We start from the raw sequence: 11,545 nt of genomic DNA, 5'->3' as shown, positions 1-11,545 counted from the left end.
CAAACTGATGGATGTGATGGAACCCCTGCCCCAACCGGCACGGCGCTCGATCACCTTTGACCGTGGCTTCGAGTTCCCGGTTGGAACCAGCGGCGAGGAGGTGCGCGATATCACCCAGGCGGTCTGCGAGAAGTTCTTTCAAGGTGAGGGGTCGCAATTCGACTATATTGCTGCAATACACCAAGATCGCGCGCATCCACATGCGCATATCGTTCTGAACCGCCGCAGCAAGGATGGCGAAATGTTCTTTCTCGGGAAGGATCATCACTTCAACTACGACGCCTTTCGCGAAGCGATGGTCGAGGCGGCCCAAGTTCATGGGATCCGCCTTGAGGCGACGCGCCGTCTGGATCGCGGCGTCACGACCTACCGCGCCGAGATCGATGAAATCTACAAGGCCCGCGATGCGGGCCGTCCCCCTGTCGAGCGCCAGAGAACCGGCGCTGACCTGGCGGCCGCTCTGGAAACCGTCCGGCACAACGCTTTGATCTATCGCGGGCTCGCGGCGGAGGCGTCCCGTTCGAATTTCGAAGACGTGTCCGAGGCGCTCGAGAGGGCCAGCACCATCCTTGCCAGTGGCGGTCAGATTCAATCTGACGGAGCCATCTACATGTCCCAAGACGAAGCAGCGTTCGACACGCTGATCGCCGAGTTTTCTCAGAACATTCGCCAGATCGAGGCGGCGATCGACAGGGCGCCGGCGGCCGAGAGGCCGGTGATCGAGCGCAAGCTGACCGACTTTCTGGCCTCGGTCGCGCATTTGAACCCGCTCGGGGATCGCTCCGCCGCCCTGGTCGATGCCCCATCCCGGGACGGCATCTATGCAAGGCCGAACTTAAGTGAAGAACACCTCGCGCGTCTTGACGATGGAGAGGTGGCATCAAAGCTGGCCGAGGCGTTGCAAGGCACGGGCATCGATGCCGAGGCTGTGGCCGCGCGCCTGCGGGAGGGGGCAGGCAATGCCGCATTGGAGCGCCATTGGCTGGCACAGGATCTGCAGGGGATTGCCAAAGCAAGCGACCTCGATCTGGAGAAATCTGCGGACGGGAAGACGCGCTCGACCGGCTGGAAGCCACGCATGTTCGGTTGGGCGATGTTCTGACCGATGTACGCGTCCTGCGTGCGCCAACCGAGGTCGACGAGGTGGATGACGCTGAGGAAGTGCTCGGTGAGCGGTTGGCGGCACCAGGGGGTGATCTCGTGAAGGACGGGCCCGACATTTTTGCCCCATCGGAGCAGCAGGCGTTCAGGGCGCTCGTGGCGCAGTTCCGACGGACGGATTTCGATCATCCGTTCTCCGACGACCCGTCTGTAAGGCGAGCCGGCGCCGTGGAGGTTGAAGAGGCCCGCGTCGCGTTCGACGCCTATGCGCAGAGATCTCCGCAACATGCCGAATTGGCCTCGATGGCTTGGGAACAGATGACTGACAGTCGAGCCGGACCTGACGAGGCCATTGATCCGGATATGCTTAGTGCCGTGGCTGTTGCCACGCTGTGGATCACGTGCTTCATGATGCCGACTCCATCTATAATGGTGCATCGATACGAAACAACATTAATGATGGCAAGGAGATTTGATTGATAGTGGCATGCAACTGTCAGCTTGTGTCGCTTGACGGCTTCCGAGTTCTGACGCCGGTGTGGGCTTTTTTGGCGTAGTGAAAGCGGCCAAAATTACGGCACTGTTTCACGTTGGCCACCAAACAAACATCTGTAACCAAATACAAATATGGCGTTCCAACGCGGCCACGAAAGCGGCCACGGAAGACTAGACCGCATGAGTCCGTCAAACGGCGTGTCGCAGCATTCATGTTCTCGGGACGGGCAGTATCGGAAACTGTCGGGCACGGTTCTCTGACTGGAATCCGGGGGCAGAAGGACGGGAGCAGCCAGCGAGCCGATTTGGTGCCCAAGTTGGGATCGATCATGAACTTGAATATCTATGTCAGTATCTGATACGATTGAGCATGGATAGGAGAGTCTGATGCCAAATGTCCACCTGACCGAACCGATGCAGAAAGGCGTCACGCCTCGGCAGAGGCTTCGCTTATCGCCTTCTTAAGACTGGGGATTGCGGGATGAAGCACCGCGTTCTTGAGCGTCACCGCATACCAGTTGCCTGGCGTTTGCAGTTCAACTGGCAACTTTTCAAGTAGATTGGCGTTCAAAGCATTGCGCACGCAGCCACGGGTTGTCAGCAATATCAGATCGCTGTTCATAGTGGCATCGCGCAAAAGCGAAATGTTGTCGCTTTCGATAGCGAGTTCGATGAGCGCAGGGGTCTCCAAATTGTGAAGCTGCGCAACGTGCTCCAGCACCGCCTTGGGAAAATGCGACCCGGCAAAACGGTATGGCAACAAGTCGTGAAACGATATCACCGGCAGAGCGAGAACAGGGTGTCCGGCGCGACAATACGCATGGCCCTCTTGCGATGTGATTGGCAACATATCAATTCCGGACCGATCTGCGGGCAGGTCGCGCGCGTCACCGATGATCAAATCCATTTTCTCGGCGCGCAGCAGTTCCATGAGAACCAGAGTGTCTGCAACGGTGACATCCACCCTCATACGGTGGTTTTTGGCCAACCACTTGCCCAGAATGACCCCGCCAAAACTTGCGGAACTTACCGAGGTCATACCAATCCTGAGCTCGCCCGCCAGACCTTGAGACAAGTAGCTGACTTCTTTCTCTACGTTTCGGGCAACGTGCAACAGCAAATCAATGCGGTTCAGAACGTTGCGGCCAGCGGGGGTGAGTCGGATCGGGCGCTCGCTTCTGTCGAAAAGCTGAACCCTCATGCGCTGCTCAAGGCTGCGGATCGAGTTGCTGAGCGCGGGTTGGGTGATATTCGCCTTGCGCGCAGCTGCCGCGAAATTGCCAGTTTCCGCAACAAACCGAAAATGCTGCAACTGGTTGAGATTGAGCATGAAATCCTCCGCTCTGAAGTCGCGCGCGGACAGTTCAGGTCGATCCGCCACTCCGGAGATAGTATTTCTTGAATCTTGCCTAATGCAAGAAAAACCAAATTGGACCAAATTTTGTTTGCCAAATATGCTCTCCCCAATGGGTGAAAATGTCTTGGGAGGAGAGACAATGAACGTTCTTAAAACTGCCGCCACGGCGGTGGCTTTCGCTGCCACGATGGCGTCGGGCGCGACCGCGACCGAGCGCTGGAAAGTCCCTGTGAGTTTCCCGACAGGCCTGCCGGGCATTGGTGAGCCCTTGAAAGATTGGGCCGCGACGATCAATGCGGCAGATGCCGACATTCAGGTCAAATTGTTCGAACCGGGTGAGATTGTTCCGCCGTTCGCCGTTCTTGATGCCGTTCGTGACAACAAGGTGCCTGCGGGAATGGCCGTAATCGGGTACAGTGCCGGTTCCATTCCTGCAACCGCCTTGCTGTTCGGCGCCCCTTTCGGGCTTGGGCCGCGTGAATATGCGGGATGGTACTACCAAGGCGGCGGCGAGGCGCTGACGCAAGCGCTTCTTAACAAGAATGGCGTTCACGGTTTTCTGTGCGGGATGATCGGCGCCGAGATGGGTGGCTGGTTCCGCGAACCGCTCAATTCCATTGAGGATTTCAAGGGGCTTCGCTTCCGCACCGCCGGCCTTGGCGCTGATGTGCTTACCAGGCTCGGAATGTCGGTGACGACCCTTCCGCTTGGTGAAACATTCCCGGCGCTTGAACGCGGAGCAATCGACGCCGCCGAAGGCTCGCTTCCCTCTGTGGACGTGATACTTGGCCTGCACAAGGTTGCCAAGCATGGCTATTTCCCGGGCTGGCATCAGCCAGTAGGAACGGGTCACTTGGTTATAAACCAAGGTGTCTGGGATGGCCTTTCGGACGCACAGAAGGAAGCTGTCGAGACGTCTTGCGAAGCCATTACAATGAAGAACCTGACGATCAGCGACTCGATCCAAGCGGCTGCGATGGCCAAGGCCAAGGCCGATGGCGCCGAGATCCATGTCTTCTCGGATGAAATGATCGAAGCGCTCCGCAAAGCAACCGCCGAAGTGATGGCCGAGCAGTCCGCAAAAGACGCGGATTTCAAGGAAATCTACGAGTCGATGGAAGCGCACAAGAAACTTGTTTCCGGATATCTCGACACGAGTAGCGCCGACTAACAGGCCTGTCCGAAAGTCACAAAGCGGGGCCGCTAAAGCGGCGGCCCCTTTGTCCTTTGGCGGAAAGTGGATCAGATGTCTGAACAGCAAACTCCCGATGCTGCGGGGCGCGTGAACGATGACGTGACTGTCGATTTACCACACACGGCGTTTTCACGAACAGCAGACCCAATCATCTTTCGACTGGGCGTGATCTTTTCCTCAGTCTGGTTCTTGCTGGTTTTGGTCATCATTCTAAACGTTGTTTTGCGGTTCGGGTTCAGCGCCACCAAGATCTACATCGAAGAACTGCAATGGCACATTTATGCGGTCGGTATCGCCTTTGCGCTGGCATTTGCCTCCGTTACCGACGCGCATATCCGCATTGATTTGCTCAGCACCCGGTTTCGCAAACGCACGACAAGCTGGATCGAAGTTATTGGCACGCTGGTGTTCCTGCTGCCGTATTGTGCGCTTGTTCTGGTTTATAGCGTCACCTTCGTGACCAACAGCTTCGCCAGCGGCGAGGTCTCGATATCCCCCGGCGGTCTGCCCTATCGCTGGATCATAAAGTGTACTTTGCCCCTTGCGTTCTTGCTTGTGGCGATTGCCGCGATTTCCCGACTAACCCGATGCATCGCGTATCTGCGCGACACACGTCGCTGAGCGCAGAGAGTATTCACATGGATCTCGTCATCACCGACTACATGGCCATTTCAATGTTTCTGGCCTTCATTGCTCTGATCTTCACCGGCTACCCAGTGGCATGGACGCTGGCAGGTTTGGCGATCGTTTACTCCGCAATCTCGGTCGCCCTGGGGGCCTATACCGACCTGCTGGACAACACGTTTTACGCAATTGATTGGGGCTATACGTCGTCCATCATCGATCGCAACTGGGCGGTCATGGAAAGTTGGGTTCTGGTCGCCCTGCCAATGTTTGTCTTTATGGGCCTTTTCCTCGACAAATCCGGGATCGCACGCGAGTTGATGGAAAATTTCGCGCGCCTTTTGGGTCGGGTCCGGGGCGGGCTGGCGGTGGCAGTGGCGATCATTGGAATCGTCCTCGCCGCATCTACTGGCATCATTGGTGCCTCGGTGGTGCTGCTGACGCTGCTGGGCGTTCCGGTGATGTTGGATGCAGGCTACAACAAGTCTTTCGCTGTTGGCACAGTCTGCGCTGTCGGCACCTTGGGCATTCTGATCCCCCCCTCGATCATGCTGGTGCTCATGGCGGACCGGCTGGCCATTTCCGTGGGCGATCTGTTCATGGGGGCAATGATCCCCGGATTGATGTTAGGTTTGATCTACATTGTTTTCATTCTGGTCTGGTCGCGCCTGCGCCCGGGCGTGGCACCATCGATGCACGATGTTGCACCGTTGGAATTGGGCGATGTGGTCCAGATCCTCGGCTCGATGGTGCCGCCTGTTCTCTTGATATTCTCAGTCCTTGGCAGCATCTTTTTCGGGATCGCCACACCAACGGAGGCCTCTGGCGTTGGGGCGTTGTGCACAGTTTTTCTGGCCGCTTTCAAAGGGCGCCTGACATTCACCGTTCTGAAAGATGTTTCGGTGGAAACGATGAAAACGACCGGTTTCATCTTTGCCATCGTATTTGGCGCGACGGCGTTTTCCCTTGTATTTCGTGGCCTTGGTGGCGACGAGTTGATCAAAGACATCCTGCATTCAGCGCCTGTTTCACCAAACGCCGTTGTTATTTCGGTTTTGCTTTTGACCTTTGTTCTGGGGTTTTTTCTCGACTGGCTTGAAATAACGCTGATCGTCTTGCCCCTTGTCGGTCCGGCTATTGCCGGACTGGGGTTTGATCTGGTCTGGTTTGCCATTCTATTCGCTATTTGCCTGCAAACGTCATTCATCACGCCGCCTGTTGGTCCCGCATTGTTTTATGCGCAAGGCGTGATGCCAGACAGCGTGAGCTTGCCAGATATCTATCGCGGCATCATCCCGTTCGTGCTTCTGCAACTCATCGCTCTGGCGCTGGTTTTTGAATTTCCGAGCCTCGCCTTATGGCTGCCGTCAATTGCCTACTAGGAATGTCCAATGAACAAATGGAAAGACACCCATGACTGAACATGTGCGCACCTCTCGGTTAGAAATGACGCTTGAAGACCGCCTGAGCCAGGACGAGGGTTGGGTCTATATGACGGGCATGCAGGCTTTGGTGCGATTGCCGATCCAGCAGCGCAAGCGGGATACTGCGGCGGGGTTGAACACAGGCGGCTATATCTCAGGCTATCGCGGGTCTCCAGTCGGCACCTATGATATGAACCTTGTACAGGCCGAAAAAGAGCTCAAGGCGCACAACATCTATTTTCAGCCTGGCGTGAACGAAGACCTTGCCGCCACCGCGACCTGGGGGTCGCAGATGGTGGGGTTGTTTCCCGGGGCCAAGGTGGATGGTGTATTCTCGATCTGGTACGGCAAGGCGCCGGGCATGGATCGCTCGATGGACCCGCTGCGCCATGCCAACCTGGCGGGCACCAACCCCAAGGGCGGCACGCTGTTGCTGGTGGGCGATGACCACGGGGCCAAATCTTCGACTGTGGCGTGCTATTCCGACATGAACTTCGCCTCGCTGGGCATGCCGCTGCTGGCCCCGGCCAATGCGCAGGACGTGCTGGACATGGGCCTGCACGGCATCGCGATGAGCAGGTACAGTTCCACGCTAGTCGGCATGAAACTGGTGACCGATGTGGTCGAAGGCGGCGGGTCTGTCCATGTCGCGCACGACAGTCCGCAGATCACCCTGCCCATAGATTCCGGCCCCGATACCAGCATCAAACCCTTTACGCCCATTCTGGACCAGGAGCGCCTACTGTGGACTGTGCGGTTGAAAAAGGTGCTGGCCTATGCGCGCTTCAACGGACTGAACCAACAGGACGGTCCGGACGGCGCGCGGATCGGGATCGTTGCCGCCGGAAAAGCTTGGCAGGATCTGAACCAGTCGCTGGCCGGTCTGGGCTATCGCGACGGCAAGATCGGCAACATGCCGGTGAGGCGTCTGAAAATCGGCATGGTCTGGCCACTGGATGATGCCGAAATCCGAGACTTTGCTCAGGGGCTGGATACGATCCTGGTGGTCGAGGAAAAGCGCCCGATGCTGGAGGATCAGATCAGGTCCATCCTCTATGGCTCCGGCCTGAACCCGCGGATTGTCGGCAAGACCTATCGCGGCACTGCATTCACGGCAGGCGAAGACGATTGCGCCTTTCCCAATATCGGCGAGATTGACCCCAATATGGTGACCCGCGTTCTGGTTCGGGTGGCCAATGACATCGACCCCGCCTGCGGGATCTCCATGCCCAACCGGCCTGACCAACCGCCCGCACTGGGCGGCGGCGTGATCCGCCCGCCGTCGTTCTGTGCCGGGTGTCCGCATGGTCGATCAACCCAGGTTGTTGACGGCAGCCGCGCATTAGCCGGGATCGGCTGTCATACCATGGCAGTAATGCGCGACCCGATGAAAACCAATTCGATCAGCCACATGGGTGGTGAAGGTGCCATGTGGTTGGGCCAGTTCCCGTTTACGGACGAGGGGCATGTTTTCGCCAATATGGGCGATGGCACCTATTTCCATTCCGGGATGATGGCCATTCGAGCGGCCGTCGCCGCAAAGGCAACGATGACCTACAAGCTGCTGCACAACGGTTTTGTGTCCATGACCGGCGGTCAGGCGCATGATGGCGAGGTCAACCCCGAACAGATGCTGCGCCAGGTGCGCGCTGAGGGCGTCCAACGCATCGCGTTGGTGTCCGACGAGCCGGAAAAATACGACGGCAAGGATTTGGGTGTGGGCGTCACGGTGCACCCGCGCACCGAAATGGAACTGGTGCAGAAAGAGCTGAGCAAACTGCCCGGCGTCACGGTCATCATCTATGACCAGCCCTGCGCGACCGAGCGTCGCCGCCTGCGCAAGCGCGGCAAATGGGTCGATCCGGATAAGCGGGCCTTTATCAACCCCGAAGTCTGCGAAGGCTGCGGCGATTGTTCCACCGTGTCGGGCTGTATGGCGATCGAGCCGCTGGAAACCGATCTGGGGCGCAAACGGCAGATCAACCAATCCTCCTGCAACAAGGATTTTTCCTGTGTCGAAGGCTTCTGTCCGTCCTTTGTGACAATCAGCGGTGCTACCCCACGCAAGACCAAAACGGCCGAGATAAATATTGATATAAGCCACCTGTCCGCCCCGACCCCACGCACAATCGACGGATCCTGGTCGATCCTCGTGTCCGGCATCGGCGGCGCGGGCGTTGTGACCGTGGGCCAGACGCTAGCCGTGGCGGCCCATGCCGATGGCTATTATGCCTCGAACCTCGACATCACTGGGCTGGCTCAGAAATACGGCGCCGTGCACAGCCACATCAAGCTGGCCGTCAGCCCCGACCAGATGCGCGCAACCCGGATTGCGACGGGCGAGGCCGACGCGCTGATCGGTTGCGATCTGGTTGTGGCGGTCGGCGATGAGGCCCTGTCCAAGCTGACACCGGGCAAATCAGTGGCTGTAACCGACACAACAGTGGTGCCGACCTCGGAGTTCTCCAAAAACCCCGACTGGCAACTCAGCGGGGACGAGCAACTCGAACGCCTCACCCGCACGCTTGGCGAGGCAGGCCGCGGTATGGATGCGCAGGGTTTGGCGGAGAAGGTCATGGGCGACCGTGTCTTTGCCAATATGCTGCTCATGGGCGCGTCTTGGCAGCAGGGGGGGATCCCGCTGTCGCTTGAGGCAATCCACCGCGCGATTGAATTGAATGGCGTCGCCGTGGCCAAGAACAAGCAGGCTTTCGATCTGGGCCGTCTGGCCTACGCCGATGCACGTGCCGCGCTCAAGCTGGCACGGGGGAACGCGCCTGTGTTGCTGGATGCGCATCGTGAAAAAACACTGGATGAAATTCTCGCGCTGCGCACCGCAAATCTGACCGACTATAAGGACGCCACCCTCGCCAAAAGCTACAGAGATACTGTCGCGCGGGTGCAGAATGCAGGTCTCAGCGAGGCGGCCACCAAAGCCGTGGCGCGTGGGCTCTACAAACTGCTGGCGGTCAAGGACGAATGGGAAGTGGCCCGGCTCTATGGCAAGCCGTCGTTCCGTGAGAGTCTGAAAGAAACCTTCGACGGTGATTTGGAGCTGACCTTCTACTTTGGTGCTTGGCCTTACGGCGGGCGCGACGCCAAAACCGGCAAGATGATCAAAGGCGCCGTGTCGGGGAAAAAGGCGATGCGCTTCTTTGGCCTGATGAACAAAGCCCGCTTCCTGCGGGGCACGGTTCTGGACCCCTTCCGCAACACGGATGAGGCACAACTGGCGCGCAAATTGCTGGCTGACTACGAAGCCGACATCGACTTTGCGCTGGCCAACTGGTCCGACGCGAAGGCCACGGAAATTACCCAGCTTCTGGACCTGCCCGAACATATACGCGGGTATGGCCACGTCCGCGAACGGCACGCCGCGGTCACAGAAAAACGCCGGTTTGAACTGCGCGACGCAATTGCCAACCGAAAGGCTGATGCAGCATGAAACTTAGATCAGACAAAGTCACCGTTGGCGCGATGAACACAGGGGCGCGTGCGCTGTGGCGGGCCACTGGCACAACGACCGAAGAGTTTGGACGGCCCATCATTGGTATCGCCAACTCCTTTACCGAGATGGTGCCCGGGCATGTGCATCTGCAGGCACTTGGCCGTCTGGTCGCCCGCGAAATCCGTGCCGCCGGGGGCGTGCCCAAGGAATTCAACACCATTGCCGTGGATGACGGTATCGCCATGGGCCACGAGGGCATGATGTATTCGCTGCCCTCGCGCGAGCTGATTGCGGACGCCTGCGAATACATGGCCAACGCCCATGCAATTGATGCCATGATCTGCCTGAGCAACTGTGACAAAATCACACCGGCCATGATGATGGCCGCCAACCGGCTGAATATCCCGACGATCTTTGTCTCGGGCGGGCCGATGGAATCGGGCAAGTTTGACTACCGTGGCCAGACCAAGCGCGTGGATGCCATCGACACAATTTATGTGGCCGGTGCGCAGGACGCCACGCAGGCCGAGATCGACGCGGTCGAAGAGGCTGCCTGTCCGACCTGTGGGTCTTGCGCATTGATGGGGACCGCAAACTCGATGAACTGCCTGACCGAGGCGCTTGGATTGGCGCTGCCCGGAAACGGCACCATCCTGGCAACCCATACAGACCGCGAGGACCTGTTCCGCCTCTCCGCACGCCGGATCGTCGCAATGGCGCAAGCCTATTATCGTGACGGGGACGACAGCGTTCTGCCGCGATCCATTTGCACACGCGAAGGGTTGGAGAACGCCGCGCGTATGACGATGGCCATTGGCGGGTCGACGAACACCATCCTGCACCTATTGGCAGTGGCACAGGAAGCCGGCGTCGATTTTTCCATCGACGATTTTGACCGGATCAGCCGCGATACCCCTTGCCTGTGCAAGGTGTCGCCGTCTGTACATGAAATTTTCATCGAAGACATGCACCGTGCGGGCGGCGTCATGGCGGTTGCCGGGGAACTGCTGAAGGCAGGCCGCTACCATCCAAAAAACCCGACAGTGCTGGGCAAGCCCGTGGCAGAATATCTGGCTGACTGGGATATCACCAATCCTGACAACACCGAAGCGCGCAAAATGTTTTCAGCGGGGCCGGGGGGTATACGGTCGATCCGCGCCTTTTCGCAATCCAGCCGTTTCAAGGCGTTGGATACAGATCGCGAAACAGGCGTGATCCGCGGCGCCGAACACGCCTTTTCACATGATGGTGGCCTAGCGGTGTTGCGTGGGAACCTTGCGCCTGACAGCTGTGTGGTGAAATCCGCAGGTGTGCCGGAAAACCTCTGGCAGTTCCGCGGAACCGCGATTGTCTGCGAGAGCATGGAAGAGGCGCTTGAGAAGATCCAAAACGGTACTGTGAAGGCCGGTCATGTGGTGGTGATCCGCTATGAAGGACCGCGTGGCGGACCAGGCATGCGCGAGATGCTGACACCGACTGGCCTGATGAAAGCGATGGGGCTGGGCGACAAGGCGGGCCTTATCACCGATGGCCGCTTTTCGGGGGCGACGTCTGGCCTTTCTGTCGGCCATGTCTCGCCCGAGGCGGCCTCCGGCGGAGCCATCGCGCTGGTGCAGGATGGTGACGTGATCGAATTCGACATCCCGAACCGCCGTGTGCATCTGGACGTCAGCGACGAAGAGCTGGCCGCCCGTCGGGCAGAGATGCTGGCCCAAGGCGACAAGGCATGGCGTCCTGCCTCCCGGCAGCGTGAGGTCTCGGTCGCGTTGAGGGCCTATGGCCTTCTGGCGGCATCGGCAGACAGGGCGGGCGCGCGCGACCTCGACCGTCTGGCCGCGCTAGAGCGGTTCGCTTCAACTTTATAGGCAGAGGAAAGGGTCCCCGTGACAGATCTCGTTTCG

At 58.7% G+C, this 11,545-nt stretch carries 8 protein-coding genes; 7 read left to right on the top strand and 1 reads right to left on the bottom strand.

Features of this window, described 5'->3' with window-relative positions; translation table 11 throughout:
• Positions 1-100 precede the first annotated feature (100 nt).
• Entirely contained in the window at positions 101-1,102 is a 1,002-nt protein-coding gene (locus tag AC2FLM_RS23060; protein ID WP_496860113.1) for a relaxase/mobilization nuclease domain-containing protein, read from the top strand.
• The gene (locus tag AC2FLM_RS23055) at positions 1,087-1,581 is read left to right on the top strand and encodes a hypothetical protein (protein ID WP_496860111.1); all 495 of its coding nucleotides are present in this window, start codon (positions 1,087-1,089) and stop codon (positions 1,579-1,581) included. Before AC2FLM_RS23060 ends, AC2FLM_RS23055 begins: the two co-directional genes overlap by 16 nt.
• A 442-nt stretch (positions 1,582-2,023) precedes the next feature.
• Here AC2FLM_RS23055 and AC2FLM_RS23050 read toward each other — a convergent pair whose 3' ends face one another.
• Entirely contained in the window at positions 2,024-2,926 is a 903-nt protein-coding gene (locus AC2FLM_RS23050; RefSeq protein WP_496860110.1) for a LysR family transcriptional regulator, read from the bottom strand.
• A 166-nt stretch (positions 2,927-3,092) separates the two neighbouring features.
• Between AC2FLM_RS23050 and AC2FLM_RS23045 the strand changes: the two genes are divergently transcribed.
• The 5 genes from AC2FLM_RS23045 to ilvD all read left to right on the top strand — a co-directional run bounded on the left by AC2FLM_RS23045 (position 3,093) and on the right by ilvD (position 11,509).
• Complete coding sequence (locus AC2FLM_RS23045) at positions 3,093-4,124, top strand: TRAP transporter substrate-binding protein (protein ID WP_496860109.1); 1,032 nt, start codon at positions 3,093-3,095, stop codon at positions 4,122-4,124.
• Positions 4,125-4,199: 75 nt separating this feature from the next.
• The gene (locus tag AC2FLM_RS23040) at positions 4,200-4,769 is read left to right on the top strand and encodes a TRAP transporter small permease subunit (RefSeq protein ID WP_496860108.1); all 570 of its coding nucleotides are present in this window, start codon (positions 4,200-4,202) and stop codon (positions 4,767-4,769) included.
• 17 nt (positions 4,770-4,786) lie between these two features.
• Positions 4,787-6,154 carry a TRAP transporter large permease gene (locus AC2FLM_RS23035; protein WP_496860107.1) on the top strand — a complete coding sequence of 456 codons (1,368 nt, stop codon included), beginning with the start codon at positions 4,787-4,789 and terminating at the stop codon, positions 6,152-6,154.
• 31 nt (positions 6,155-6,185) lie between these two features.
• Complete coding sequence (locus AC2FLM_RS23030) at positions 6,186-9,641, top strand: indolepyruvate ferredoxin oxidoreductase family protein (protein ID WP_496860106.1); 3,456 nt, start codon at positions 6,186-6,188, stop codon at positions 9,639-9,641.
• The gene (gene ilvD, locus AC2FLM_RS23025; protein ID WP_496860105.1) at positions 9,638-11,509 is read left to right on the top strand and encodes a dihydroxy-acid dehydratase; all 1,872 of its coding nucleotides are present in this window, start codon (positions 9,638-9,640) and stop codon (positions 11,507-11,509) included. The genes AC2FLM_RS23030 and ilvD overlap by 4 nt, the downstream gene beginning before the upstream one ends.
• The last annotated feature ends 36 nt before the right edge of the window (positions 11,510-11,545 follow it).

The sequence above is a fragment of the Ruegeria sp. SAZD011 genome, from assembly GCF_059612545.1.
The sequence above is the reverse complement of the archived record's forward strand: the minus strand, read 5'-3'. Positions and strand labels throughout refer to the sequence as shown.

Coding starts and splice junctions, on each gene's coding strand:
- AC2FLM_RS23045 (WP_496860109.1), top strand. CDS start 3,093: ATGAACGTTCTTAAAACTGCCGCCACGGCGGTGGCTTTCGCTGCCACG.
- AC2FLM_RS23030 (WP_496860106.1), top strand. CDS start 6,186: ATGACTGAACATGTGCGCACCTCTCGGTTAGAAATGACGCTTGAAGAC.
- ilvD (WP_496860105.1), top strand. CDS start 9,638: ATGAAACTTAGATCAGACAAAGTCACCGTTGGCGCGATGAACACAGGG.
- AC2FLM_RS23050 (WP_496860110.1), bottom strand. CDS start 2,926: ATGCTCAATCTCAACCAGTTGCAGCATTTTCGGTTTGTTGCGGAAACT.
- AC2FLM_RS23040 (WP_496860108.1), top strand. CDS start 4,200: ATGTCTGAACAGCAAACTCCCGATGCTGCGGGGCGCGTGAACGATGAC.
- AC2FLM_RS23035 (WP_496860107.1), top strand. CDS start 4,787: ATGGATCTCGTCATCACCGACTACATGGCCATTTCAATGTTTCTGGCC.